The sequence below is a fragment of the Arthrobacter sp. ES3-54 genome, assembly GCF_029504395.1.
Classification (GTDB): Bacteria; Actinomycetota; Actinomycetes; order Actinomycetales; family Micrococcaceae; genus Arthrobacter.
In genome coordinates this window covers 280,695-306,847 of sequence record NZ_JAQFIF010000003.1, presented here as the reverse complement: position 1 = coordinate 306,847, position 26,153 = coordinate 280,695, and the positions used below count along the sequence as shown (strand labels likewise).

Here is a 26,153-nt window from a genome sequence, read left to right as displayed (position 1 = left end):
TCCATGGCGAGCAACTGGGACCGTTTGGACTTGAGCCTGCGCGATTCCGTGCAGGAGAACGTGGAACTGTACGAGCGGGTCCGGCCTGCCCTGAAGCTGGTCACCCGGGAGGTCCTGCTCACGCTGCGGACCATGCTCAAGGATACCGAGGTCACGCCGTTGTTCGTCACCGGCCGCACCAAGACCGTTGAATCCTTCCGCGAGAAGATTTCCCGCACGGAAGAACCGCTGGAGCCGGGCGGGCCGCCTGTGCTGAAGTTCCCGGACCCGTTCCGGACCCTGAACGACATGGTGGGCATCCGTGTGATCACCAAGCTGCCGGCGGAGAACGCGGTGGTGGCCAACCTGATCAAGCGCCAGCGCCAGCTCTTTGACTGCCGGGGGGACCGCGAAAAGGACATCGGCTCGATCGAGTCCGGCACCTACGGCTACTCCAGCCGGCACTTGATCCTGCGGACAATCCAGAACGAGGCCGTCAAGGACTACCAGCTGGCCTTCAACCCTGACGTCCCGCCGAACGGCAGCTACTTCTTCGAGTGCCAGATCCGCACCGTGTTCGCGCACGCCTGGAGCGAGATCGAGCACGACATCCGCTTCAAGGCCGAGGACCCGCGGGCCTGGACCCCGCACTTCGACCGCCAGTTCACCGCCACGGCCGCCATGCTGGAGACCGTGGAGAGCGCGTTCTCTGACCTGCATGAGCGCTACGAGGAGGTCCGCGGTTACTGGGATATGGACGGCGAGGGTGCCGCGCAGCTGACGCCCAACCGGATCCGCGACGTCTGGCGGACCCTTCTGCCGCACGTAGACCGGAAGGTCGACGACGACTGGGGCTGGGCGGCGGAGCTCATGGCCGCCCACGGCCTCAACCAAACGATGCAGCTCGCCGGGCTGCTCAGCGCCAACCGCATCACCGAGGTCCGCAAGGCCCTGGACCACCGCTACTCCCCCGGCCCGGACCGGCTCCTCGATGACCTGCTGCTGTGGCAGTACGGCACCGAACACATCGAGCTCACCGCCGAGCCGGCCGACGCCGTCCCGCACCCCCGCCGGGACAGCCTCCTGCGGCGGCTCAAGCAGATCGAGCGGTACCGGCTCACCCAGGGCTAGCGCGGGCATCGTCGGCGGATGCCCTTAATTCCCTTGGAGGTGCGTGGCAATCCGTTGCTCTAGGACCCCTGCTCTACGGGCGCGGACGCCGCGTGCGGCTTATTTGTGGGCGTAGGTGAGGCAATCAGCGTTGTCGACTCCCGGGCCCACGTGAACTTCGGACGCCTTACACATCAGGTGGTCGTTGTGGGTGCATTCAGTACGCTGGCAGGCGCCGACGTCGGCCAGCACTTTGGGAAGACCACCGTGCACACCGATGTCGATGAAGGTCGCGCAGGAGGCATGATCTTCAACGCCGCCGACGGTAATGGCGGCCGCGTTGCAGTGGGAGTGGTCGTTGAACGAGCAATTGCTCACGCTGCAGTCGGCTACGTGCGTCGTCATTGGATTTTCCTCCATGCTCCGGCCACCCCGGACGGGCGGCGCCGTAAATCCACGCTAGGCCGCACCAGGGCAAACAAAAAGACCCAAACGTGTGACCTAATGCCGGCCTGGGCGGGCGCCGTGCCGGCTAGTTTCCGGCGCCGAGCTTGCCGGCCAGGCGTTCGCGCATCAGGGCGCTGGCCTCGTTCAGGCCCACGACGTCCACGCTCTTGCCGTGCCGCCGGTACTTCTCGGTGATGGCATCCAAAGCGGCGATCGTGGAGGCGTCCCACAGGTGGGAGTCGTGCATATCAATGACCACGTGCTTCGGGTCCAGGGCGTACTCGAACTGGGTGTAGAGGTCATTCGATGAGGCGAAGAACAGCTCGCCGTCCACCCGATACGTAGCCCGCCGGCCGCCGTCGTCCTCCGTCACGGAGCGCTCCACCGTGACGAAGTGCGCCACCCGCCTGGCGAACAGGACCGTCCCGACGATTACGCCGACGCCGACGCCGATTGCCAGGTTGTGCGTGGCAACGGTGACCGCCACCGTGGCCGCCATGACCGTGGTTTCGCTCTTGGGCAGCGCCTTGAGCGTGGCGGGCCGGATGCTGTGCCAGTCAAAGGTGGCGACGGAAACGAAGATCATGACGGCCACGAGCGCGGCCATGGGGATCAGGGACACGATATCTCCGAGGGCCACCACGAGAATGAGCAGGAAGACGCCGGCCAGGAAGGTGGAGATCCGGGTGCGGGCGCCGGAGGCTTTGACGTTGATCATGGTCTGGCCGATCATGGCGCAGCCACCCATGCCGCCGAAGAAGCCGGTGACAATGTTCGCGACACCCTGCCCCCAGGCCTCGCGGGTCTTGGGTGAGCGCGTGTCCGTGATGTCATCCACGAGCTTCGCGGTCATGAGGGATTCGAGCAGACCGACAAAGGCCATGGCCAGCGCGAACGGGAAGATGACCTGCAGCGTTTCCGGCGTGAACGGCACGTTGGGAAGCGACAGGGAGGGCAGCGAGTCCGGCAGCGCACCCTTGTCACCCACAGTGGGAACGCCGACGGCGGCCGTCACCGTGATGAGCGTCAGGGCCAGAATGGCCACGAGGGGTGCGGGGACGGCTTTGGTGAGCCTGGGCAGACCGAAGACGATCAGCAGGCCCAGCGCGGTGAGCGGGTACACGAGCCAGGGCACGCCGATCAGCTCGGGCACCTGCGACATGAAGATCAGGATAGCCAGGGCGTTCACAAAGCCCACCATGACCGGGCGAGGGATGAAGCGCATCAGTTTGGCCACGCCGGAGAGGCCCAGGACGATCTGGAACATGCCGGCCAGAATCACCGCCGCAACAAGGTAATCCAGTCCGTGGGACTTCACCAGTGGGGCGATCACCAGGGCGACGGCGCCGGTGGCCGCCGAGATCATCGCCGGACGGCCGCCGACGAAGGCGATGGTCACGGCCATCGTGAAGGACGCGAAGAGCCCGATCCTCGGGTCGACGCCGGCGATGATCGAGAAGGCGATCGCCTCTGGGATCAGGGCCAGGGCCACGACGAGTCCGCCCAGGACCTCGGTCTTGAGCCGGCGCGGGGACCTCAAGGCACCTCCGACCGACTGCAGTTGCTCGGGCGTACAGGCCGGGGCCTTCGCTTCGGTTCTGGTGGCCAATGCTGGCTCCGTTCGTGGTCAAGAAGGCGCAACGGCCTCCACTTTTCAAAAGAAGGTGCAGAATTCAGAGAATGTGGGGCGCTGCATCACGCCGGAGGGGTGGGGAGTTCGCCGTTTTGGGCTCACCCACCCAATGAACCTTACCTGTCGGGCCCTCGCCGGACACCTGTCGGGCCGTCCCCGGACAGTCCCCCAAAAATCTGACATATTTGTCCGACAGGTGGTCACGAAGTGGTCAGTCCGTGGATGCCGGTGGCACCATTCTTGGATGCTTGAGGCAACCAAAAATCCAAATACCGCCCGGGACGCGGGCGCTGCCGCCGACGTCCCGGCCAATCCCGCCCTCGCCGCCGAGGCCAAGATCGCCCGGATTGCGGTGACCATCTTCCCGCTCCTCGTCGTGGCGGCCGGGCTCGCCGGCTTCCTGCTCCCCGGGGCGTTCAAACCCCTCGCGCCCAGCGTGCCCTTCCTGCTGGGCATCATCATGTTCTGCATGGGCCTGACGCTGACCCCGCCCGATTTCGCCTCGGTGGCCAAGCGTCCCTGGGCCGTGGCCCTGGGAATCGTGGCGCACTACGTCATCATGCCGGGCGCCGGCTGGCTGATCGCCGTCGGCCTGCACCTCGAGCCGGAGCTTGCGGTGGGCCTGATCCTGGTGGGCTGCGCGCCGTCGGGCACCGCCTCCAACGTGATGGCGTTCTTGGCCAAGGGCGACGTCGCCCTGTCCGTGGCCGTCGCTTCCGTGTCCACCCTGATCGCTCCGATCGTGACGCCGCTGCTGGTGCTGTTCCTGGCCGGCTCGTACCTGAGCATCGACGCCGGCGGCATGGTCCAGGACATCGTCAAGACCGTCCTCCTGCCCGTCATTGCCGGCCTGCTAGCACGCCTCTTCCTCCGCAAGCTCGTGGCCAGGGTCCTTCCGGCGCTGCCGTGGGCCTCCGCGGTCGTGATTTCCCTGATCGTGGCGATTGTGGTGGCCGGCAGCGCCAGCAAGATCGTCGCCGCGGGCGGCATCGTGTTCCTGGCCGTGGTGCTGCACAACGGCTTCGGACTGGGCCTGGGCTATCTGGCCGGCAAGCTGGGGCGCCTGGATGACAAGGCGCGCAGGGCCCTCGCCTTTGAAGTCGGGATGCAGAACTCCGGCCTGGCCGCCACCCTCGCGACAGCGCACTTCGGCGCGCTGGCCGCGCTGCCGTCCGCCGTCTTCTCCCTGTGGCACAACGTCTCCGGCGCGATCGTGGCCGCGTGGCTGGCCCGGCGCCCCCTCCAGGAAACCGCAACGCAGGACACAGCACCGGAGGCCGCTGCGCTGAAAGCCTAAGGCGGGGGCCTAGCTCCGGAGCCTGGCGAGCAGCGCCGTGACGGCGCGCTCGGCCAGAACCTCGGGGCTGTCCGTTCCGGGGACCACATCGTATCCGCCCTGAACACCTGGGCTGCCGGCCCCGGCGTCGTCCGCAATGAGCACCTGAGCCACGCCGCGGACGGCGAGTTCAGCCATGGTCCCGGAATCGTCGCCAGTCTCCAGCGCGCAGGTGTGGATCACGCCGTCGGCGCCGCCGGAGAGCATGAACTGCCGCCAGCCTCCGCCCAGCAGGATGACGGCCTGGTAGCCGCGCTCCGGGAGGATCCCGGCCAGCGCCGTGGCGATGGCCCTGTCCCGCGGCTGTTCGAGATCCGCGACCGCCACGGCCACCAGCTCCGTCCGGCCCCGCCGCATCCCCCGGGCGGCACGGTTGGCCACGTAGCCAAGGTCGCGGACCGCGGAGTGCACCCGATCCTGGGTGGCCTGGCTGATCCGGGTGGTGCCGCCGGAGCGGCCGGAGAGCACGTAGGACACGGTGGTCAGGGACACACCGGCCGTCTCCGCGACGTCGCGGATGGTGGGCTTGGATCCATGCCGCACGAGTTGCTCCCCGGGTACTTCGGCGCCGCAAAGCGCGGCGGCTGAGGCGATACTGGCACGGCGCGGAAGTCGCGCCGGCCTGTTCTGCACTCTATCGCCGGGACGGCCCCCGGCGTGACCCGGCGGGCAGGTCCTTGGTGAAGGCCAGCGGTCCGATGGATTCAGGGTCGGCGGAGAGATCGAACTGAGCCTCGTAGCCGGTGTTCAGGTAGAGGTGCTTCGCCTCCGGCTGGCGGGGGCCGGTGGTCAGGTAGACCTTCCGGTAGCCGCGGCGGGCGGCCAGCGCCTCCAGCTCGGCGAGGACAAACCGGGCCAGTCCGCGGCGGCGATGGGCCGAATGCGTCCAGATCCGCTTGAACTCGGCGGTCTGCGGGCCGTGCCGGCGGAAGGCGCCACCCGCCACGGATTCACCGTTCTCGCGCACAATCAACAGGGCCCCGCCAGGCGCCGCGAATTCCTCCGCCGGGTAGCGGTTGAGTTCCTCCGCGGCGGCTCCCCGGCCGAAGAGGTTGCCGTAGCGGGTGTCATATTCGAGCGCGAGCTCATCCAGGAGCGGACAGACCCTGGGATCGCTCATGGGGAGGTTGAGGACCGTCAGCGTGGAGTTGTCCACGGGCCTGATTTCGATGGGCCGGGTCTCCGCGGGCGGGGTGTGTAGTGGTGACGGGGTCATGACGGGTCCTTTCCGCCGGCGGCGGCCTGCGGCACCGCCTGGCCGATGTTGGCTGGCTCGCTGTCCGCTTGCTCGTTGCTGTCCTGGCCGTTGTTGGAGCCGGACAGCAGGTTCAGGATGCGCCGGGCCAGGGCGTCGTTTTCACGGAACGGTGCGGCGTTGCTTCCGGGCCGGGCGAAGGCGCCCGCGCCCCAACCGGAGGTGCCGGGCCCGACGCCGAACAGCCGCTCGCGCCACTCCCCCACCGGACTGATCAGCTCGTTGTGGGCGGACACCAGGAGCCGCCCGGTCGCATGCGTGCCGTCCGCGGTCAGGAGCTGCTGTTCGGTGCCGAGCCCGGAGGTGTGCAGCTGGCGCAGCAGCGGGTTCGCGGAGCGGGCCACCGACGGCGCCGGGAGCCGGGCCTCGATCAGCGCCGGCGCTGACACGGTGAGCCCGGACTGGGCCGAGCGGGCGACGAACCGGCCCGAGTACTCCGCGGCCTCGATCTCCAGGCCCGGGCCGATGAACTGCAGCAGCCCGGCCTGGTGGATCGCCAGCATCTCCCGCAGCCTGCGCGGCGGCGGCCCGGAGTCGACGAAGCTAAAGAAGCCGTGCCACCAGCCCTGGACGTCCCGCTGCGACCGCGCGTTCAGCCGCTCTGACGGGACCAGCCGGCCCAGGTCCATGTAGGACTTGAGCAGGGAAATGAACAGGGCCAGCGTCTCCGAATGGTCCGGCCCGGTGCGTAACTCAAGGTCGCGGCCGATGTACGCCGCCACGGCGGCCTGGACATCCGCGTGGCCGGCGAAAACCCGGCCCGCGAAGGGATGGTCCAGCCGTTCGAGGTCCAGGTGGAGCTCTGCGTCCGGGACGGACTCGGTGACCAGGCGCTGGCGGTCCTGGCTGTACCACTGCGCGGCGGAGAACCGCTCGGCGAATTCCTGCCAGCCAATCCGGACCCGCCCCGGGTAGCCGGTGAACAGCTCGCGGTAGTACGCGTAGCCGGCATCCTTCGCGATCAGGGGCCAAAGCTGGTCGCGGAAGTCCAGCTCGCCGGGCGCGTCCAGCAATGCAGCGACGGCGTCTGCGGTGAAGAACGCGGGTTCTGCCGCTGCGTCGCCGCGCAGGGTGGACGTGATCTTGGAGTGGTAGGGCACGCCGCGGCGGGACCCGGCCCACAACCGTGGCTCGGCACCGGAGGGCAGGTAGCGCAGGCCGCCGTCGGGCAGCTCCTCGAATCTGCCGCCGCGGCCCTCCATGAGTAGGACCAGCAGGTCCACGAATGCCAGGCCCATGCCGGAGACAATCACGTCCTGGCCGGCGGCGAGCGGTGCGTAGTCGACGTCGGTGGTGTAGCTGGGCGCCGCGTGGAACGCACCGTGCCGGGCGGCAAAACCGGCCCACGCGGCGGACTCCGCATCCGGCAGCGAATCGGTGTGCCCCAGGGAGGCGATCACGACGTCGGCGTGCAGCACCGCGCCGCCGGCCAGCCGGACGCGGTAGCGTTCCGGGCCCTGTTCCGGTGCGCCCTGTTGCCTGCCCTGTTCCAGTCCACTGTGTTCCGGCTCGTCCTGCACACGTTCGACGGCGGACGCCGTGTTCCGGTGCACCGTGACGGTGACGTCCGGCCCGAGGGCGGCGACGGAGCGGCGGAAGAACCATTCCAGGTAGACACTCTGCAACTGCCGGGTGGGAAAGGTGGAACCGGTGAGGGCGGCCAGCTGGCGCCGGAGTTCCGGCGCCAACTCCGGAACGTCCGCAATGGATCCGTCCATGACCCCGGCGGCCCAGTCCGCCAGTCCGGGACCTTCGACGGCCGGCCCCTCGCACTGGACCGAGGCATCGGTGAACATCGTGACGTCCGCCGCGGCGGAGTTGAGCATCAGCCCGGAGTGCTGTTCGTAGCGCCAGATCCTGCCGGCGCCCGGGGTATGCGGCTCCACGACGTGGATCTGAAGCGGGCCGGCAAGCAGCTCCGGCCGGTTGGCGGCAAGGCGTTCCAGCAGCCCGGCCGTGCGCGGGCCGCCGCCGATGAGGACCACGGATGGGGCGTTCACTGGCATGACGGTCTCCTCGCTCTGGTGCGGAGCCCTCATGCTAGGCACCCGAAACGGGGCCGGTCGAGGCGCCGGTCACGGCCGTTCACTCCACGTAACGCGGCGTAAATCGAGGCAAAAATTCGTCGTGTGACGCCGTGCGAACCTGCGTGAACGTATGCAACTTACCGCCTTGCCGCACGTTTTCGGCGGCCCCTAGATTGGCAGCCAACCGTACCCCCACAGCAACTGGAAGAAGCGAGGTGGCGCATGAGTTCAACAGCAACCCCGGTGGCGCAGTCCGCCCCGGTGCCGGCGTCCGCCGGCGTCGAATCCGCACCCGAAACCGCACCGGCCGAAGTGGCCGGCCCCGCAACCACACCGCCCGAAACGGCCGGCCCCGGTTCAGCCGGCCGCAAGGCAGCAGACTATGCCGACTACCGGCTGGTCCCGGCCCGCCACCCGTGGCGCTGGGTGGGCACCGCCGTCGTCGCCCTGGGCGTGGCGGGCATTGCCTGGTCCCTGGCCACCAACCCGCGCTGGGAGTGGGGCGTGGTGGCGCCATGGTTCACCGCGCAGTCGATTGTGAACGGCCTGCTGGAGACCCTGAAGCTGACGGCGATCTCCGGAGCCCTCGGGTTCATCCTGGGGTTCATTCTGGCCCTGATGCGGCTCTCCGCGTCCCCCCTGCTGGTCTCCGTCTCCTGGACCTTCTCCTGGATCTTCCGCTCCACGCCGCTGCTGGTGCAGATGCTGCTTTGGTACAACCTGGGCTACCTCTACGAGAAAATCAGCTTAGGGCTCCCGTTCACGGACGTGCGCTTCTTCGAGGCGCAGACCACCACCCTGATCAGCCAGTTCGCCGCGGCGGTCCTCGGCCTGACGCTGAACCAGGCCGCCTACTCCGCCGAGATCATCCGCGGCGGCATCCTCTCCGTGGACCAGGGCCAGCTGGAGGCCGCAACCGCCCTTGGCATTCCGGCGTGGCGGCGCTCCACCAGGATCGTCCTGCCCCAGGCCATGCGGGCCATCCTGCCCACCGCCTTCAACGAGGTGATCGGCCTGGTCAAGGGCACCTCGATTGTCTACGTCCTGGCCTACTCCGAGCTGTTCTACACCGTCCAGGTCATCTACAACCGGACCCAGCAGGTCCTGCCGCTGCTGCTCGTGGCCACCCTCTGGTACGTCGTGATCACCTCGGTGCTGAGCGTCTTCCAGTACTACATCGAGCGGCACTACTCCAAGGGCGCCGTCCGCACGCTGCCCCTGACCCCGCTGCAGAAGGCCCGCAAGTTCCTCGCCACGCATGCGCCCGCAACAAGGGAAACCACCCAGGAAAGGGGCACCCGATGAGCACCGTTGCCACCAACACCCTGCCGGCGCCCGCCGCCACTGACGCCGAAACCACCCGCGGCCTCGTCGAGATCACCAAGGTCCGCAAGTCCTTCGGGGCCACGGAGGTGCTCAAAGGCATCACGCTGACGGTCGAGCCCGGCGGCGTGGCCGTGATTGTCGGCCCGTCCGGGTCCGGCAAATCCACCCTTCTGCGCACCATAAACCACTTGGAAAAGGTCGACGCCGGGTTCATCGCGATCGACGGCACGCTGGTGGGCTACGAGGTCCGGGGGCGCCGGCTCCATGAGCTGCGCGAGAAGGAAATCCTGAAGCAGCGCACCGAGATCGGCATGGTGTTCCAGAACTTCAACCTCTTCCCGCACCTGACCGCGCTGGAAAACGTCACCGCGGCCCCGGTCGTCGCGCCGCGGGCCGGAAAACCCCGGTCGTCCAAGGCCGAGGCCCGCGAACGCGGCCTGGAGCTGCTGGACCGGGTGGGCTTGAAGGACCGCGCCGGCGCCTACCCGCGCCAGCTTTCTGGCGGCCAGCAACAGCGCGTCGCGATCGCCCGGGCCTTGGCCCTGGACCCCAAGATCCTGCTCTTCGACGAGCCCACCTCGGCCCTGGACCCGGAACTGGTCAACGAGGTCCTGGACGTCATCCGCGAGCTCGCCAAGTCCGGCACCACGCTGATCATCGTCACGCATGAGATGGGCTTCGCCCGCGATGTCGCCGACACGGTGGTGTTCATGGACCAGGGCCAGATCGTCGAGCAAGGCACACCCCAGGAGATTTTCACCAACCCGCACGAAGAACGCACCCGGAGCTTTTTCTCCAAGGTGATCGAACCCGCTTTCAACATCTAAGGAACACCCATGGCAATCAGCTCCGCCCTCCGCACCGCCCTTCCCAGTACTAGTCTCCGGCGGAAACGTGCGGCGCTTCCCGCCGTCGTCCTCATCGGCACTCTGTCCGGCACGCTGGCACTGAGTGCCTGCGCTGATCCCGGCGCCTCCGCGGCCGCCGGCGGGCAGCCGGCGACGACGGCGGCGCGCAACGGCGTCGTGTACAACACCTCGCCGGACCAGCAGCGCATCAGGGCCGAGAAGGACGCGGCCCTGGCCGCGAAGGTCCCCACGCTGATCGGCAAGGACGGCAAGCTGACCCTGGCCACGACAGCGGGCGCGATTCCGCTGTCCTTCCATGCCACCGACGACAAGACCCCGATCGGCGTCGAGGTGGACCTGGCCCAGCTGGTCGCGGACAAGCTGGGCCTGGCACTGGATGTCCAGGTGACCTCCTGGGAGAACTGGCCGCTGAAGACCCAGTCCGGCGACTTCGAGGCCGTGTTCTCCAACGTCGGCATCAACGCCGCCCGCGTGAAACTCTTCGACTTCTCCAGCTACCGCGCCGCGTACATGGGCTTCGAAGCGAAGAAGAGCTCCAGCTACAACATCAAGGGCTCCGATGACATCTCCGGCCTGAAGATTTCCGTGGGCTCGGGCACCAACCAGGAGAAGATCCTGATCGCCTGGAACAAGGAGCTGGAGGCCAAGGGCAAGGCGCCGGCGGAGCTGCAGTACTACTCCTCCGACGCCGACACCATCCTGGCCCTGTCCTCCGGACGCACGGACCTGAACCTCGCGCCCTACCCGTCCGTCACGTACCGGGAAAACACCCGGGACGACCTCAAGGTGGTGGGTAAGGTCAATGCCGGCTGGCCATCCGAGACCCTGGTCGCGGCCACCACGCTCAAGGGCAACGGCCTGGCCCCGGCCATCACGGACGCACTTAACTCCGCGATCAAGGACGGCTCCTACGCCAAGGTCCTGGACCGCTGGGGACTCTCCGAGGAAGCCCTTCCCGAGTCCACGACCGTCACCGAGGCCAACTTCGGAACCGCCTCTGCAGGGAAAACACAGTGAAGTTCCAGATCCTCGACATCATCCCGCACCTGAAAAACCCCGTCACCGGGGCGATCGTCTCCACCGCGGACCGGCTCAACCAGGTGGTGGAGACCGCGCGGCGGGCGGAGGACCTCGGCTATGACAGCTTCTCGGTCGGGGAACGCCACGCGGGCGAGTTCATCTCCTCCTCCCCCACCACCGTGCTCGCCGCCATCGCCGCCGTGACCACCAGGATCCGGCTGCAAAGCGGCGTGACGGTACTGTCCGTGCTGGACCCGGTGCGGGTCGCGGAGGACTACGCCACGATCGACCAGCTGAGCCGCGGCCGGCTGGAACTGGTGATCGGCAAGGGCAACGAGGTGCTGCAGTACCCGCTGTTCGGCCTGGACCTCGCGGATCAGTGGGAGCTGCTCGCGGAAAAATACGGCCTGCTCCGCCGGCTCTGGACCGAGGAGAACGTCACCTGGTCCGGGACGTTCCGCACGGCGCTCACAGAGCCCACCACCACCACGCCCCGGCCCTTCGCCGGCGCGCCGCGCGTCTGGCACGGTTCCGCCACGAGCCTGGCCTCGGCGGCCCTGGCCGCGCAGTGGGGCGATCCGCTGTTCACGGCCAATGCGATCCAGCCGCGGGAAAACTACAAGATGCTCATCGACCACTACCGCGACGAATACGAACGGCACGGGCACGATCCCCGGCACCAGTACCTGGGCTCCGGATCGGGCGCCGGCGGGGTGTTCATCGCGGACACCACGCAGGAGGCCAAGCGGCAGTTCGGCCCGGTCTACGAGGCCCTCACGACGGGCAGGAATGTTCCGGGGAACAACTCCCCCTACCGGGACATCGACCACGCCGTCGCCGAAGGCCCCGCCCTGGTGGGCAGCCCGGAGCAGGTGATCGACAAGATCCTCAGCTACCACGCGCTGTACGGCCACGACCTGCAGTCCATCTCGCTGCCCACCACGCTGCCCTTCGCCCAGCAACTGGAAATCCTGGAGCGCTTCGCCCTCGAGGTCATTCCGGCCGTCCGCGCCGCCGCGCCCACCACACTTTGGGCCGAGGGCGACCCGTACGCCGGCCGCCCGGAGGCCAGCCTCGCCGGCAACACAGGAGGCGCCACCGAACCCGACGACGCCGCCCGCGTCACAGCCGACCACGACAACCACAGGAGCTCCCATGTCTACACCCACTGACACCGACGGCCGCTCCCCGGCCGCCACCCCGGCCCACCGGACCGGTCCCGACGACCGCCCCGACGACACTCCGGATGGCCGCCCCGACGGCCGTCCCGGCCGGGAATTCCTGGCCGAATGGGCGGACTGGCATGCCGCGCACGAACGCCACCGCGCAGACCCCCACGGCTTCCTCGCCGTCACCCACCTGCACTGGCTCGATTCCTCTCCCGCCCGCCTCGACGGCGCGCCGGGTACGTGGAGCGTGGAAGACGACGCTGTCCGCCTGGTTTTGCGGGCAGGTGAGCGCGTCCTTCGCGACGGGCAGGAACTGAACGCCGACGGCACCGGAGCCACAGTGGTCCTTGGCCCGATTCCCGAGCGCGAAGGCCTGAATCTGCGCGTGGAAGATGCCGGCGCCGGTCATACCGTGATCGAGCTCGCCAAACGCGGCGGCCGCTATGTCGTGCGGCCGCGGCATCCCCTGAATCCGCTGCTCACCGGCTACCGTGGCACACCCGCCTACGCGCCCAACCCTGAATATGCCATTTCAGGAATATTCGTTCCGTTCGCAGAACCGCGGCCCACCACAGTAGGCGCAGCGGTCGAAGGAATCCACCATGTCTACGAGGCCCCGGGGGAAATCCGCTTCCGGCTTCACGGTCAGGATCTGAGCCTCACCGTCTTCAACGGCCACACTCCGGGCACATTGTCCGTGCTCTTCACGGACGCGACGTCGGGCAAAAGCACCTACGCGGCCAACCGCTCGCTCACCGTGCCAGCTCCGGGCGCCGACGGGACCGTCTCGCTCGACTTCAACCGGGCGGTGAACCTGCCGTGCGCCTACACGGATCTCGCCACGTGCCCGTTGCCGCCGGCCGAGAACCGCCTGCCGGTGGCCATCGAAGCCGGCGAACAGATCCCCTTCGAACGACAGGACGCATCATGAGCACCCCTCCCGCCCAGAACGCGCCGCGAGGACACGGCCTGCTGCTCCTGGAGCTCGACGGCGCCGGCAGCCACCCGGCCGCGTGGCGGGTTTCCCGCACAGGCCCCGCGTCCGTGCTGGACCCTGAACACCTGCGCGGCGCCGTGCTCGCCGCCGAGTCTGCCGGGTTCCACGCAGCGACGTTTTCCGACCCCGGCCTGCCGGATCCCGCACTGCCGGACCCCGCACTGTCAGATCCCGCATTGTCAGATCACGATCACCCGGACCGGGACGCCGCTGCCCGGCTCAACGCCCTGCAGCGCGCCGCGTTCGCGTCTCCCCTGACGCGTACCCTCGCCCTGATCCCGGAAGTGGACACCGTCTACACCGAGCCATTCCACCTCTCAACCCAGCTGGCCAGCCTCGACTACGTCTCCGGCGGACGGGCCGGCTGGCTGGTGGCCGCCTCATCAAGCGCCGCCGATGCCGCCGCCGTCGGACGGGACACTGTGCGCGGGGAGCGGCTCTCCGGGGAGGCCGCCGATTCCATCGAGGTCAGCCGCAGGCTCTGGGACTCCTGGGAGGACGACGCCGTGATCCGCGACGTCCCCACCGGGCGCTACCTCGACGTCGACAAGCTGCACTACATCGACGTCGAGAACGGCAGCTATTCCGTCAAGGGTCCGTCGATCATTCCGCGGCCGCCGCAGGGCCAGCTCCCTGTGCTGGCCCCGGCCGGGCTCCTCACGCCGGAGGCTGTCGCAGCCGGGGCAGCCGACGCGCTCCTGGTCTCGGCCCCGACGCCCGAGCTCCTGGCCGCCGAGCTCGCGGCGACGCGGGCAGGACTCGCCGCCGGCGGCAGTGGGCCTGCGCTGATCGCCGAGCTCGACGTCGTACTGGAGTCCCGCGGCCAGACCGCCGCGGAGCGGCTGGCCGAACTGAACCGCCACACAGTGTGGCAGAGCCCGCGCGCCCGGTTCGTCGGGACGGGTGCTGAACTGACCGAACTGCTCACCGACGTGCTGGCTTGGGCCGACGGCGTCCGCCTGCACCCCGCGATGCTGGAGACGGATCTTGAGGAACTGTCGCGGCTGGTACTGCCAGAGCTGCGCCGGCGCGGGCTCCTTGCCCCCACAATCCCGGACGCCACGTTCCGCGAGCAGCTGGGGCTGGCGCGGCCAGCCAGTCGTTACGCCGCCGGGGCGACCGCCACGACCACTGCCCCTGGCACGGAAAACTAAGGAGTCCACCATGAGCCACAGCACCCACCCCGCCGCCGAATTCACGCCGTCAGGCCAGCTCCAGCTGGGCGTGTTCTTCCAGGGCGTCAACTCCGGAACAGTCTGGAAGAGCGCCGAGTCCGGCTCGCAGACCGATTTTGAATCGTTCCGGCGCATCGCCCAAACCGCCGAACGCGGCCTGTTCGCGGCGTTCTTCCTCGGCGAAGGACTGCGGCTGCGTGAGCACCTCGGCCGCCCGCACGCGCTCGACGTCGCCGGCCGTCCCGACGCGCAGACCGCGCTGGCCGCCCTCGCGGCGGTGACCACCAACATCGGCCTGGTCGCCACCCAGAACACCACGTACAACGACCCCGCTGACCTGGCGCACCGGCTCTCCACGCTGGACCTGCTCTCCGGCGGCCGCGCGGCCTGGAACATCGTCACCACGGACAACGCCTGGACCGGCGCCAACTTCCGCCGCGGCGGCTACCTGGACCACGCGGACAGGTACACCCATGCCGAGGCCTTCGTGGAAACCGCCAAGCGCATCTGGGACGCGTGGGACGACGGCGCCATCGCGGCCTCGGCTTCCTCCGCCCGGTGGTCGGCGGAGGGGGCAGTCCGCCGGGTGCGGCACAGCGGCCAGCACTACTCCGTGGACGTCACACCCCGGCTGCCGCGCAGCGCCCAGTACCGGCCGGTGCTGTTCCAGGCCGGGGATTCGCCCGAGGGCCGGGACTTCGCCGCCCGGCAGGCGGACGTCATCTTTTCCGCGCACCCGCAGCTCGACGACGCCCTGGACTTCCGCCGCGACATAGTGGAGCGCACCCTCCGGGCCGGTCGGGGCGCCCAGGACGTGAAGATTATGCCCGCCAGCGAGTTCATCCTCGCCGCCACACCGCGGGAGGCTCTCGAAAAGAAGGCCTGGGTCCGGAGCCTGCAGATTGGCCCGCAGCAGGCCATCGCGTACCTCGAGCAGTTCTGGGGCCGGGAGCTGCAGGGCTACGACCCCGACGGCCCGCTGCCGGACATCGACCCCGTGGTGGAAGAGACCTCCGAAACCCGCGGCAGCGGCTTCCACGGCGCCAAGGCCCGCCAATTGGCCGACCAGTGGCGAGCCGAGGCCAAGGAAAAGGGCCTGTCCATCCGGCAATTCGTCTCGGCCAAGACCAGCCGGGGCGACTCCACCTTCACCGGCTCCTACACCGAGGTCGCGGACCGGCTCACCGAGTATGCCCGGACCGGCGCCGTCGACGGCTTCAACATCTCGCCGTGGCTCATCCCCTCCGGGCTCGATGACATCGTCAACCACCTCGTGCCGGAACTCCAAGAGCGCGGTGTGTACCCCACGGAGTACGCGGGCAGCACATTGCGGGAGAACCTCGGCCTGGCCACCCCGGTGCGCGCTGGTGCCGGCGTCGAGACCGATTCAGTCACGGCACGGGTCTAGACGAGGATCCGCGATCAAGACACAAATAATCCCCGCCGGAGACGTTCCCGGCGGGGATTGTCTGTGTCCGGCACCATCGGTTGCTCCGTAGCCGCCCTATTCGAGGCCCAGAAGGGCAGTTACGGAGCAATCGATCTACCAGGCAATCGGCACCCTCAGGCGGCGGCCTAGCTCTTCGGCAGGCCCGCCGGGTTCAGCTCCGACTTCGCTACGGCCTCCTCGGACAGCCCCCAGCGGTCCAGGATCTTGGCGTAGCTGCCGTCCTCGATCAGGTGGTTCAGTCCGGCCTGGGCCGCGGCGGCAAACCCGTTGTCCTTCTTCGTGGTGACCGCGATGCTGGCCTTCAGCGGCCAGCCGCCGTCCACCAGGCCCACCAGCTTGGTCTTGGCGTCGGACGCCGCTTTGTAAGCTGCCGTGGCGTTGGGGCCGAAGGTAAGGTCCGCCCGGCCGGACTGGACGGCAAGCTGGGAGGCGGAGTCGTCGTCGTAATACTGGAACTCCACGGGCTTGAGGCCGTTCTTCTTGTTTTCCTCGTCCCAGCGCAGCAGGATCGCCTCCTGGTTGGTGCCGGAGCCGACGATCACGCGCTTGCCGGCGATGTCGGGGGCCGACTCGACCTTGGTGACGCTGCTGTCCGCCTTGGCGTAGAAGCCGAGCTTGTCCTCGCGGTAGCTGGCGAAGTCGAACTTGAGCTTGCGCTCCTCCGTGACGGTGACGTTGGACAGCACTGCCTCGTACTTGCCCGAATCGACGCCGAGCGGCCAGTCGGCCCACGCGGTCGGGACAATATCCGCCTCCAGGCCCAGCGACTCGGCCAGCGCGACGGCGAGATCCACCTCATTGCCCACCGGGGTCTTGTTATCCGTGGCATAAACGGCCAGCGGCGCCGCGAACGGGCTCACCGCCACGGTCAGTTTCCCGTCCTTCTTGATGGCCTCCGGGACCAGCGCGGCGGCCGCGGCATCCACCGTGGCCTTGATGCGATCCTGCTGCGGAGAGAGGTTGAACTGCTTGATGCCGGAGGAGGACGACGGCGCCGCGGACGTGCCGCCGGCAGCTGCGGCGCCGGGATCGGAGCAGGCCGCGAGACCCAGGACGGCGGTGGCCGCCAATGCGACGGCGGCGCCGGACTTGAACGAAAGACTCGACATGGTTTCTCCTTGAAAGAGGTGGTCTGTGGTGCTGGTGCCAGCAACTATCCGGGGCGCGCGAATGCCGGTCAAAGCGCCGTGAAACCAGATGAAACCAAGGGATACAGGCGGTAATACCCGTTCATCCGGCGTCTGCGGACGCGGCCTGCGGACGCCCAGTGTTACCGAAGATTGCCCTGCGTGACGTGGCGGGAAGGAATTGTTCACGGCGGGCCGCAACTGGCCTAGCCTGCATAGAAGACCTGCAGGGTGACAGCACGACACAGGAGGGGTGAACTTGTCAGTGAGCACGCACCAGAGGACGCACCGGACCACGCACCGGCTCGGCATCAACGCCCCGGCGGACCTCGTCTTCAGCATGCTGCGGGACGCCTCACACTGGCCCTACCTCGACGGCTTCACGGTGTACTCGGAGCGGGTCAGCGGCGACGACGCCGCGCATGAGCTCCGCACGTCCTTGGTGTCCAACGGCTCGCTCAGTTCAAGCCACTGCTGGCGCGTCTTTGATGCCGCCAGCCACCGCGCCGAGTTCCACCAGTTGGACCTCGAATCCCCGCTCCGGGAGCTCTGCGGCGACTGGGAGATCCGGCCGGCGGACGGGCTCTCCGTGGTCACCTTGAACCACGAGTTCGAGGTCGACGATGAGCACCTCGCCGAGCGCATCAATGCGATTATCGAGGACTACAGCCGGCGTGAACTGGAAGCGCTCCGGGTCAGCTGCGAACGGTTGTCCGTCCTCCTGCAGCACCACGCCCCGCAGACGCACCCCACCCCGCATCCCCCGCCGCACCCCACAGCAAAGGAGGCCTGAGCATGTCCGAGGTCAGGTTCACAACCGAACGGGACAGCTTCGGCCGGCTTCTCGCGGACCGCGAAGTCTGGCGGCAGGCCGCCACCATCGCGGCGGCCGGCGAGCTGACCGCCCGCTGGCTCGAGGGCACCAGCGAATACCAGCCCGGGGTCTTCTCACCCGGGTTCGACGACGAGACCACCGTCATTGCCGCAGAGCTTGCCCGGCTCAACCGCAACGGGCTCTTCACCAAAGAATCGCAGCCGGGCGTTCAGGCCGTTGGCGTCGCGCAGCGCGCCTATGTGACGGCCTTCTGCAGCGCGGAGACGGCGTCGGCCCTCCTGGCCTTGTCCACCCGGACCGGACTCGTGACGGTTGCGCACGCCCCCGGTGAGACCAGCAGCGCCTCCATTCCGGTGACCGTCCAGGACGGCGACGTGGTGACCGTGCTCGGAAGCAGCGAGGGGCCGGTTGGGGAAGACCAGTTCAGGGACTGGGCGGCCGAGACCAACGAGACGCTGGCCCTGGTGCTTGCGGATGCCTGGTATGTGGAAATCTTCGATCCCGTCTGGGGCCGGAACGATCTCTTGCTGACTTCCGTGTTTGAGGCGCTGCAGGCCGAATAGCCTGCGGGAACGTGCGCCGCCGCGCAGCCGGCGGCTGCTTGGCGCCCGATTCCCGATTCCCGAATCCCGGGAAACTCACATATCGGTCGCGTCCCAGCCGATGCTGGCGGCCTCGTCCAGGGTGCGCGACTCGAAATGTTCCAGGATGTCCTTCATAGCCTCGACGCTCTGCTTGAACAGGGCTGAGTCCCGCCACTGCTCAATCTGTTCCAGGGACTCCCAGGGACCGGTGCTGATGAACCGGTTCTTGACGTCGCGGTCGTGCATCAACACCCCTTTGGCGTTGGGAAAATCCTCCTTCGTTTTCCTGGCCAGGTCCCGCCAGGCCTGCACAAAATCGTTCTCGCGGCCGGGATGCACCAGCCAGATTCCGAGCGTGTAGACAGACACGTCGATCGCCTCCATTGTCCGTACGGGGTTGATACGGCGATTATGTTCCAGTCCTGCGGCCGGCGGTAGGGCCGGACTGCCCGGCGGGCCCGCTCGTGGCCGCCAAAAGACCGTTGTACGGGTGAAGTGGAAGGCCTAGCATGTACGCAGGCCCCACTCTGGGACCAGCCCCGGACCTTCCACTATTGGGAGCGGGCACGCTTCGGAGGCCGATGTCCTGGGCGTCACAGGATAGGAAAAACGATGAGCAAATATCTGTTCGAAGCGAACTACCTCGGCGACGGAATCAAGGGCCTCATGCGTGAGGGTGGCACCAAGCGGCGTGACGCGGTGGTCGAAGCCCTCAAATCGGTGGGCGGCACACTCGATAGCTTCTACTACGCCTTCGGGGAGACCGACGTCGTGGGGATCTTCGATATCCCCGACCAGGCCAACGCCGTCGCGCTGTCACTGATGATCAATTCCAGCGGTGCCGTGAACCTGCACCTGAAACCGCTCATGACCGCGGAGGATCTCGACGAGGCAACCACGAAGACGCCGTCGTACCGGGCCCCGGGGCAATAGGTCAAATACAGCCTGCTCTTTTCAGCAGCAATAGCCACGGTTGCCAGTAGGCTCGGGGCATGTCACTGGGGAAGTCACAGCGCAAGTCACTCGGCGGGGAAAGACACTGGATGCGCGGCGCCGCGCTGCTGTTGGCTGTGGCCGGCATGGCAGCAGGCCTGGCCGGGTGCGAATACCCCGATGACGTAACAGATCCGACGGCGGCACCCACCAGGGCCGGTCGGCCGGCACGTTCGCTGCCGCCTCCCCCGCCGGTTGTTTCGGGTCTCGCCGAGGCCGAGCAGCGCAACCTGGGCGAGTTGGAAGCAGTCCTCGGCACCCGGCCGGGCGGGCTCGTCCTCGGCGGAACGGGCGGGATTGGCGGCAGCGGATTCCGCAACTCGGCCGCAGCGGTGCCGAAGGGAACCTACATGCTCACCGCCGCCTGCGTCGGCGCACCGAACGCGCTTTTGACGGTGTCCCAGGACGGCCTCCGGGGCGGGGGCAGAGCGGAGATGAACCTCGACTGCGGAGCAGCTGAGACAACGCGGGTCGAGCTGAGGGCCGGACCAGTCCAGGTTCAGGGATTCCGTCCCGGCACCGACCCCGCCGCCGGCGAAGTCGCGGGTTTCTGGATGGTTCCGGCCGCGCCGGGGTCCTAGCCGGGCACCGGCTTCGGGGCCAACGCCAGAAAGCCACCGGCACCTGGCATGCCGGGCGGGGCCCTTCCCCTCTTGGGCAGCGGGACCCCGCACCGGCAGCGCCGGAGGATTTAGCGCAGTCGTGTTATGTGGTGCCGTTGTATTCCTCGTCGCTCACGAGGTCACCCCACTCGGACTCCGCACCCTCGGCCGGGGCTTCCCACATCGCAAGGTGGGTCATGAAGTGGTCCGGCGCGGCGCCGTGCCAGTGCCATTCCCCCGGCGGCGTGTAGATCGTGTCGCCCGGGTGGATCTCCGTCACCTCGCCGCCGCGGGCCTGGATCAGGCCGACGCCTTCGGTGACGTGCAGGGTCTGCCCGACGGCGTGCGAATGCCAGGCCGTGCGGGCGCACGGGGCAAAGTGCACCGCGTTGACGCGCATGCGGGACGGTTCGGGCTGTGGGGCCGCGATGACGTCAAACCAGACATCGCCGGTGAACATCTGCGCCGGTCCCTTGACGCTTGGCTTCTTGGCTGGGATTTCCACTGTCATTTCCTCACAGGGTGTTTGCTGGGTGTTGACTGCTTGGCGCGACCGGAGGCCACGTCTGCCGTGGCTCAGGTCCCTGGCTCGGCGTCCTAGTTCAGGGTCGCGGTGTCAATCACGAAGCGGTAGCGAACGTCGGAGGCCAGGATGCGCTCGTAGGCGTCGTTGATCTTCGCGGCCGGGATGACCTCGATCTCGGCGCCCAGGCCGTGCTCAGCGCAAAAGTTGAGCATTTCCTGGGTTTCGCGGATGCCGCCGATGGCCGAGCCGGCGAAGGAGCGGCGCCCCATGATCAGGGAGAACACGTTCACCGGGAGCGGTTCCGCGGGCGCGCCGACGTTGACCAGGGCACCGTCGAGGGACAGCAGCTGCAGGTACGCGCTGATGTCGATCGCGGCACTGACCGTGTTGATGATCAGATCGAACGTGCCGGCGAGTTCCGTGAAGGTGTTTTCGTCGCTCGTGGCGTAGTAGTGGTCCGCGCCCAGGCGGAGCCCATCTTCCTGCTTCTTCAGCGACTGGGACAGGACGGTGACGTCGGCGCCCATGGCGTGGGCGATCTTGACTGCCATGTGGCCCAGGCCGCCCAGGCCGACGATCGCGACCTTTTTGCCGGGGCCTGCGCCCCAGTGGTTCAGCGGCGAGTAGGTGGTGATGCCGGCGCACAGCAGCGGCGCGGCGACGTCGAGCTCGATGCCCTCGGGAATGGTGACCACGAAGTCTTCGGCCACCACCACGTGCGTGGAATAGCCGCCCTGGGTGATGGTGCCGTCACGGTCGACGGCGCCGTAGGTGCCGGTGTTTCCGGCGAGGCAGTACTGTTCCTCGCCGGCCTGGCAGTTGACGCACTCGCCGCAGGAGTTGACCATGCAACCGACGCCGACGCGGTCGCCGACGGTGTGCTTGGTCACGGCGGAACCGATCTCGGTGACGATCCCGGCGATTTCATGGCCGGGGACCAGCGGGTAGGTCTGCGGGCCCCAGTCGCCGCGGACGGTGTGGATGTCCGAATGGCAGATCCCGGCGAACTTGATCTCGATCAGGACATCGTGCGGGCCCACGTCGCGGCGCTCGATGGTGGTGAGGGCGAGCGGCTCTGTCGCGGAAGGTGATGCGTAAGCGTTGACGGTAAGCAATGAATCTCCTGCTTGTTGATCGTTGGGGGTTGTTCAACGGAACACCATCCATCAAACCCGTCTTCGCAGCGCTGAGGGAGTCCCTGCTGATAGGGGTACTGGCAGGGCCTCCCTCAGGGGGCGGTAAGACCTAACGTTGATGGCATGGACAATCGAGACGCGACCCGCGAATTCCTTGCCTCGCGCCGGGCGAAGATCACCCCCGAGCAGTCGGGGCTGCCGGTCTACGGCGCCAAGCGCCGGGTGCCGGGGCTGCGCCGCGGGGAGGTCGCGATGCTGGCCGGCGTCAGCGTCGAGTATTACACCCGGCTGGAGCGGGGAAACCTGTCTGGCGTGTCGGAGGGTGTGCTGGATGCGGTGGCGAGGGCTCTGCAGCTCGACGACGCTGAACGGGCCCACCTCTTCGACCTGGCCCGGGCGGCGGCCCCCGGCAGCCGGACCCGCCGTCGTCCCCGTCCCACGGAGTCCGTCCGACGCAGCGTTCAGCTGACGCTGAACGCCATCACCAACGCGCCCGCCTTTGTGCGGAACGGACGCATGGACATCATCGCGGCCAACCCGCTGGGTTACGCCCTGTATTCGGACATGTATGTGGGCCCGGCCCGTCCGGCCAATCATGCCCGCTTCATCTTCCTGGACGGCCGCTCGCGCAGTTTCTATCCGGACTGGGAGCGTGCGGCGAACGACACCGTCGCGATCCTGCGCACCGAGGCCGGCCGGGACCCCTTCGACCGCGGCTTGACCGACCTTGTGGGCGAGCTATCGACCCGGAGCGAGGAATTCCGCACCCTGTGGGCCGCGCACAACGTGCGCCAGCACTATACCGGGCTCAAGCATTTCCACCACCCGGTGGTCGGGGAACTCCACCTGATGTTCGAGGCCTTGGATGTCTCGGCCGACGCCGGGCTGTCCCTGCTGGTTTACAACGCCGAGCCCGGCTCCGCGTCGGAGGACGCACTGCGGCTGCTGGCCAGCTGGGCCGCGACCAACCGGCAGGTCAAGGAGACCGAGGCAGCTACTACGGTGGACCAGGCCTAACCGCACGCCGCAGGCCGGAACTCTCACGCCAGGGCGGAAATGCCGTCCGCGTGTCCATCGGGCTGGCCGCCGTCGGAGATGAAGTTGTTCAGCCAGGCCATGGCGTCGTCCCTGGAAGTGAAGAACTCGTGGGGGTACCGGGTGTGCCGGCTCATTGCCGCCGCAATCACACGATCCACAGTGCTGGATCCAAGCACGGCGATCGCCAGCACCCCTGTTGTCTGCGCGAACTCGTACCTGGCGGCCGCGCTGATCTCCACGTCCGTCATTTCGGAGAGCATCGGCATCGGGATTCCGCCGCTGACCTGCGCTACGGCCCGCATGGCGTCCCTGGCGTCGTGGACATCAACAAACGAGCCGGGTTGCCAGACCGATGTGATGATGCCCGCGCTGACGCTCAGCACGTTCTTTCCATCAGCAGCTGCAATCTGTCCTGGCATCATCGAAACCATTGTAGGTCCGGCCCCGCCAAGCCAGGGCTTTGGGGCTCGGTGCGCGTGGCGGACCGCCAACCGTGGCTGGTCGCGCCTGCCCGAGTGGACATGTCCCCCCTCCCGGATTGGACATGCGCCTCGGCGCAGACCAGGGATGGACATAGTGGGCCTATGTCCATCCCTGGGTGCCAGAGGAGGGCATGTCCCCGCGAGGAGAGATGCCGGAACCCGCCCCACCCCTGACCGGCCCACCCCTGACCGGCCTCCCGGGATCAGGACTCCAGGACCAGCAGCTGGGCCTTGTCCGCGTCCCAGCCCACCCACAGCTCCTCATCCGGCAGGATCCGGGTGCCCCGGTCGGAGCTCAGCTCGCGGAGTTGGAGTTCGTGACCGCCGGCCGTGAGGCGGTGTCGGACCGTGGCGCCCAGGTTCGTGGACGACACCAGGGTCGCGGCGCATCCGTTGCCCGCCGCAGCCCGCGTCCTGAACTTGAGGTGCTCCGGGCGGATGGAGACTGCGTAGTTCTCGCCGCTTGCCCCGCGGTCCCGGACCTTTGCCAAACCAAGTCCGCCGAGGTCCACAACTGCCTCCTCGCCGTTTCGCTCCACGATGGTGCACGGGATGAGGTTGGTGTCGCCGAGGAAGCTGGCCACCCAGTCGGTGAGGGGGTGGTTGTACACCTCCTCCGGCGGGCCAGACTGCACGATCTTCCCGTCCTTCATCACCACGATCCGGTCCGACATGGCCATGGCCTCGTCCTGGTCGTGCGTCACGAACAGCACCGAGATGCCCAGGCCCTTCTGCAGGGTCTTGATCTCCTCCTGCATCTGCTCGCGGAGGCGCTTGTCCAGGGCTGCCATCGGCTCATCCAGCAGCAGGGCCGCCGGATTGAAAACCAGTGCCCGGGCCAGCGCCACCCGCTGCTGTTGCCCGCCGGAGAGCTGGCGCGGCTTCCGGCCGCCCATCTTGCCCAGTCCCACCCGGTCGAGGGCTTCCTCCGCGCGCTGGCGCCGTTCCGGGCGCGGCACCTTCCTCATGCGGAGCGCAAACTCCACGTTTTCCAGCGCGCTCATGTGCGGGAACAGGGCATAGTTCTGGAACACCACACCGAGGTTGCGGTCCCGGGGCGGCAGCGAGTCCACGGGCCTGCCGTCAATGAGGACGGTTCCGGCGGTGTGTTCTTCAAACCCCGCAACCATCATCATGGTGGTGGTCTTGCCGGAGCCGCTGGGGCCCAGCAGGGTCACGAACTCTCCGGGCTGAACCGTCAGGTCCAGCTCGTCCACGGCAACGACGTCGCCGTAGTGCTTGCTGACCTGGCGGAGCTCAATGGCGCCCTGGGCGGCCCTGCCCGTGCCGGGAATTGACTCCGCGGAAATCACTGATGCGGTCATCGACTTTCCTTACGTTTGTGCGGACACGGCCAGCGGCAGCATCCGGGTTGAAGAACGGCGCTTGAGGACAAATATGACCTGGAGCAGCAGCCCGATTGTGGCGACGCTGACCAGCAGGGCCGACGACACGGCGATCTTCGGGGTCAGGTTGAACTGGATATCCGTGAACATCTTGACCGGCAAGGTGGTGGCCCCCGGTGACTGCATGAACAGGGACATCACCGTCTCATCGATGGAGACCGAGAACGCGAACAGCGCCCCGGAGATCAGGCCGGGCAGGATGATGGGCAGATAGACGTGCCGCAGGACGGAGAGCGGACCCGCCCCCAGGCTCTGCGCCGACCGGACCAGGGCCGGGTTGAGCCCGGCGAGGCTGGCACGGGTGGTCAGGTACACATAGGGGGTCGCGATCACTGCGTGCGCCAGGCCAATGGGCACGATGCTGCCCACCATGCCGATCGAGATGAAGAACTGGTAGAACGCCAGCGCGAGCACCACGGTCGGCACGATCATCGGCGCGAGGATCAGACCCACTACTGCGGGCTGTCCGGGAAACTTGCGCCCGTGCAGGCCGATCGCCGCGGTGGCCCCGAGCAGCACACCGATCACGACGGCGATCGCCGCCGACTGCAGGCTGGCCGTCAGGGCGGAGGTCCAGGCCCGGTCGGCGAAGAACCCGGCCACGGCGGCGAAGGAGATCCCCTCCGGCGGGAAGGTGATGTAGCGGCTGTCGTTCAGCGCGACCGGCACCACAATCGCCGTCGGAATGACGAGGAAAAGGAAGGCCGGGATGGAAAGCAGCGCCAGCAGGCGGTGCTGCGGATTAGTTGTCTTCATGTTGGCCTCCTGCCTTGAGGACGCGCTGGTAGACGGCCACGAGGATGCTGACCATGACCGTCAGGATGACGGCCAGCGCAGCGGCCCCGGAGAAGTCGGTGAGCTGTCGGGCGTAGTAGTCGATCTGGTTGGCGATCATCATGTCGCCGGGTCCGCCCATCACCACGGGCGTGATGAAGAAGCCCGTGCTGATGATGAAGACCAGCAGCCCGGCGGCGGAAATGCCGGGCATGCTCAGCGGCAGCGTGATCCTGCGGAACACGGATCCCTCCCGCGCGCCCAGCGAGCGGGCCGCCAGCCCCAGCCGGTCATCAATCGATGCCAGCGAGGAGAAGATCGGGAATACCGCGTACGGCAGCAGGCAGTGCACCATGCCCACGATCACAGCGAAACGGTTGTGCAGCAACGGGATCGGCGCACCGGTAAGCCCGATTCCCTGCAGGAAGGCGTTCACTATGCCGTTGTCCTGGAGCAGGACCGCCCAGGCGAAGTTCTTCACCAGGATGCCGGTCCAGAACGGCAGGAGTACGACGGCGAACAGGATCACCCGGGTGACGGTTCCGGCCCGCCACAGGACCATGGCGATGATGTAGCCGAGCACCACAGTGACAATGGTGCTCGCCAGGCTGATGGTCAGGGTGTTGACCAGTGCGCGCACCACGAGAGGGTCCTCGAGGACCCGCTGGTAGGCGTTGTCGGCGAAGCTTGCGCCGACCAGTTTGCCGAGCGGTGTCAGGAACAGCACGACGTCGAAGGCAAGGATCGGAGCCAGTAGCAGCCACCAGCCGTTGCGCCGCCGTCGTGGTGCTGTTTCAGCGCCGGGAGGCGCACCGCGGCCGCGCGGCCGCGTCCGTTCCAGAGTTGCGTTGCTCATC

The 26,153-nt window shown here is 67.8% G+C and carries 27 protein-coding genes; 14 read left to right on the top strand and 13 right to left on the bottom strand.

The window, feature by feature from the left end:
- Positions 1-3: 3 nt before the first annotated feature.
- Entirely contained in the window at positions 4-1,110 is a 1,107-nt protein-coding gene (locus tag M2428_RS07325; protein WP_277525213.1) for a (p)ppGpp synthetase, read from the top strand.
- A gap of 99 nt (positions 1,111-1,209) precedes the next feature.
- Here M2428_RS07325 and M2428_RS07320 read toward each other — a convergent pair whose 3' ends face one another.
- The gene (locus M2428_RS07320) at positions 1,210-1,494 is read right to left on the bottom strand and encodes a DUF1540 domain-containing protein (RefSeq protein WP_277525212.1); all 285 of its coding nucleotides are present in this window, start codon (positions 1,492-1,494) and stop codon (positions 1,210-1,212) included.
- Between the two features lie 127 nt (positions 1,495-1,621).
- The gene (locus tag M2428_RS07315) at positions 1,622-3,145 is read right to left on the bottom strand and encodes a SulP family inorganic anion transporter (RefSeq protein WP_277525209.1); all 1,524 of its coding nucleotides are present in this window, start codon (positions 3,143-3,145) and stop codon (positions 1,622-1,624) included.
- A gap of 268 nt (positions 3,146-3,413) precedes the next feature.
- Here M2428_RS07315 and M2428_RS07310 point away from each other — a divergent pair, with 268 nt between their 5' ends.
- Positions 3,414-4,466, top strand: a complete 1,053-nt coding sequence (locus tag M2428_RS07310; RefSeq protein ID WP_277525207.1) for a bile acid:sodium symporter family protein — start codon at positions 3,414-3,416, stop codon at positions 4,464-4,466.
- A 9-nt stretch (positions 4,467-4,475) separates the two neighbouring features.
- Here M2428_RS07310 and M2428_RS07305 read toward each other — a convergent pair whose 3' ends face one another.
- The 3 genes from M2428_RS07305 to M2428_RS07295 form a co-directional block, all read right to left on the bottom strand.
- A complete protein-coding gene (locus M2428_RS07305; RefSeq protein WP_277525205.1) occupies positions 4,476-5,048 on the bottom strand; it encodes a LacI family DNA-binding transcriptional regulator in 573 nt (190 codons plus the stop codon).
- A 91-nt stretch (positions 5,049-5,139) separates the two neighbouring features.
- On the bottom strand, positions 5,140-5,721 hold the full coding sequence (locus M2428_RS07300; RefSeq protein WP_277525203.1) for a GNAT family N-acetyltransferase: 582 nt from the start codon (positions 5,719-5,721) through the stop codon (positions 5,140-5,142).
- Complete coding sequence (locus M2428_RS07295; protein ID WP_277525200.1) at positions 5,718-7,766, bottom strand: FAD/NAD(P)-binding protein; 2,049 nt, start codon at positions 7,764-7,766, stop codon at positions 5,718-5,720. The genes M2428_RS07300 and M2428_RS07295 overlap by 4 nt, the downstream gene beginning before the upstream one ends.
- Positions 7,767-8,009: 243 nt before the next feature.
- On the opposite strand from M2428_RS07295, the gene M2428_RS07290 reads away from it, so the two are divergent.
- Genes M2428_RS07290 through M2428_RS07260 form a run of 7 tightly spaced genes read left to right on the top strand, consistent with a single transcriptional unit; the run spans position 8,010 to position 15,751 of the window.
- Complete coding sequence (locus tag M2428_RS07290) at positions 8,010-9,092, top strand: ABC transporter permease subunit (protein ID WP_277525198.1); 1,083 nt, start codon at positions 8,010-8,012, stop codon at positions 9,090-9,092.
- Positions 9,089-9,940, top strand: coding sequence for an amino acid ABC transporter ATP-binding protein (locus tag M2428_RS07285; protein WP_277525196.1), 852 nt, complete (start codon positions 9,089-9,091; stop codon positions 9,938-9,940). The genes M2428_RS07290 and M2428_RS07285 overlap by 4 nt, the downstream gene beginning before the upstream one ends.
- Positions 9,941-9,949: 9 nt before the next feature.
- Positions 9,950-10,999 (top strand): ABC transporter substrate-binding protein, encoded by a 1,050-nt coding sequence (locus tag M2428_RS07280; RefSeq protein ID WP_277525194.1) that lies wholly within the window; start codon positions 9,950-9,952, stop codon positions 10,997-10,999.
- On the top strand, positions 10,996-12,174 hold the full coding sequence (locus tag M2428_RS07275; protein ID WP_277525191.1) for an LLM class flavin-dependent oxidoreductase: 1,179 nt from the start codon (positions 10,996-10,998) through the stop codon (positions 12,172-12,174). Before M2428_RS07280 ends, M2428_RS07275 begins: the two co-directional genes overlap by 4 nt.
- A complete protein-coding gene (locus M2428_RS07270) occupies positions 12,158-13,102 on the top strand; it encodes a DUF1684 domain-containing protein (RefSeq protein ID WP_277525189.1) in 945 nt (314 codons plus the stop codon). The genes M2428_RS07275 and M2428_RS07270 overlap by 17 nt, the downstream gene beginning before the upstream one ends.
- On the top strand, positions 13,099-14,322 hold the full coding sequence (locus tag M2428_RS07265) for an LLM class flavin-dependent oxidoreductase (RefSeq protein ID WP_277525187.1): 1,224 nt from the start codon (positions 13,099-13,101) through the stop codon (positions 14,320-14,322). Before M2428_RS07270 ends, M2428_RS07265 begins: the two co-directional genes overlap by 4 nt.
- Before the next feature lie 10 nt (positions 14,323-14,332).
- Positions 14,333-15,751 carry an NtaA/DmoA family FMN-dependent monooxygenase gene (locus M2428_RS07260; protein WP_277525184.1) on the top strand — a complete coding sequence of 473 codons (1,419 nt, stop codon included), beginning with the start codon at positions 14,333-14,335 and terminating at the stop codon, positions 15,749-15,751.
- Between the two features lie 167 nt (positions 15,752-15,918).
- On the opposite strand, the gene M2428_RS07255 is transcribed toward M2428_RS07260, so the two are convergent.
- Positions 15,919-16,902, bottom strand: coding sequence for an ABC transporter substrate-binding protein (locus M2428_RS07255; RefSeq protein WP_277525183.1), 984 nt, complete (start codon positions 16,900-16,902; stop codon positions 15,919-15,921).
- A gap of 283 nt (positions 16,903-17,185) precedes the next feature.
- Here M2428_RS07255 and M2428_RS07250 point away from each other — a divergent pair, with 283 nt between their 5' ends.
- On the top strand, positions 17,186-17,713 hold the full coding sequence (locus tag M2428_RS07250) for an SRPBCC family protein (protein WP_277525181.1): 528 nt from the start codon (positions 17,186-17,188) through the stop codon (positions 17,711-17,713).
- Positions 17,714-17,715: 2 nt separating this feature from the next.
- Entirely contained in the window at positions 17,716-18,318 is a 603-nt protein-coding gene (locus M2428_RS07245) for a hypothetical protein (protein ID WP_277525179.1), read from the top strand.
- Positions 18,319-18,393: 75 nt separating this feature from the next.
- Here the strand turns inward: M2428_RS07245 and M2428_RS07240 are convergent, their stop codons facing one another.
- The gene (locus tag M2428_RS07240; protein WP_277525177.1) at positions 18,394-18,723 is read right to left on the bottom strand and encodes an antibiotic biosynthesis monooxygenase; all 330 of its coding nucleotides are present in this window, start codon (positions 18,721-18,723) and stop codon (positions 18,394-18,396) included.
- Positions 18,724-18,951: 228 nt separating this feature from the next.
- On the opposite strand from M2428_RS07240, the gene M2428_RS07235 reads away from it, so the two are divergent.
- Both M2428_RS07235 and M2428_RS07230 read left to right on the top strand, forming a co-directional pair.
- Positions 18,952-19,272 (top strand): GYD domain-containing protein, encoded by a 321-nt coding sequence (locus tag M2428_RS07235; protein WP_277525175.1) that lies wholly within the window; start codon positions 18,952-18,954, stop codon positions 19,270-19,272.
- A gap of 59 nt (positions 19,273-19,331) precedes the next feature.
- On the top strand, positions 19,332-19,913 hold the full coding sequence (locus M2428_RS07230) for a hypothetical protein (protein WP_277525173.1): 582 nt from the start codon (positions 19,332-19,334) through the stop codon (positions 19,911-19,913).
- A 124-nt stretch (positions 19,914-20,037) separates the two neighbouring features.
- Here M2428_RS07230 and M2428_RS07225 read toward each other — a convergent pair whose 3' ends face one another.
- On the bottom strand, positions 20,038-20,445 hold the full coding sequence (locus M2428_RS07225) for a cupin domain-containing protein (protein WP_277525170.1): 408 nt from the start codon (positions 20,443-20,445) through the stop codon (positions 20,038-20,040).
- An 86-nt stretch (positions 20,446-20,531) separates the two neighbouring features.
- On the bottom strand, positions 20,532-21,575 hold the full coding sequence (locus M2428_RS07220; protein WP_277525169.1) for an NAD(P)-dependent alcohol dehydrogenase: 1,044 nt from the start codon (positions 21,573-21,575) through the stop codon (positions 20,532-20,534).
- A gap of 144 nt (positions 21,576-21,719) precedes the next feature.
- Between M2428_RS07220 and M2428_RS07215 the strand changes: the two genes are divergently transcribed.
- Positions 21,720-22,613: a helix-turn-helix transcriptional regulator gene (locus M2428_RS07215; protein WP_277525167.1), complete on the top strand. Its 894-nt coding sequence runs from the start codon at positions 21,720-21,722 to the stop codon at positions 22,611-22,613.
- 23 nt (positions 22,614-22,636) lie between these two features.
- On the opposite strand, the gene M2428_RS07210 is transcribed toward M2428_RS07215, so the two are convergent.
- The 4 genes from M2428_RS07210 to M2428_RS07195 form a co-directional block, all read right to left on the bottom strand.
- Positions 22,637-23,056: an STAS/SEC14 domain-containing protein gene (locus tag M2428_RS07210; RefSeq protein ID WP_277525165.1), complete on the bottom strand. Its 420-nt coding sequence runs from the start codon at positions 23,054-23,056 to the stop codon at positions 22,637-22,639.
- A gap of 263 nt (positions 23,057-23,319) precedes the next feature.
- Positions 23,320-24,441, bottom strand: a complete 1,122-nt coding sequence (locus tag M2428_RS07205; RefSeq protein WP_277525163.1) for an ABC transporter ATP-binding protein — start codon at positions 24,439-24,441, stop codon at positions 23,320-23,322.
- Positions 24,442-24,450: 9 nt separating this feature from the next.
- On the bottom strand, positions 24,451-25,278 hold the full coding sequence (locus tag M2428_RS07200) for an ABC transporter permease (RefSeq protein WP_277525161.1): 828 nt from the start codon (positions 25,276-25,278) through the stop codon (positions 24,451-24,453).
- The gene (locus M2428_RS07195) at positions 25,265-26,152 is read right to left on the bottom strand and encodes an ABC transporter permease (protein ID WP_277525160.1); all 888 of its coding nucleotides are present in this window, start codon (positions 26,150-26,152) and stop codon (positions 25,265-25,267) included. The genes M2428_RS07200 and M2428_RS07195 overlap by 14 nt, the downstream gene beginning before the upstream one ends.
- Position 26,153: the final 1 nt, after the last annotated feature.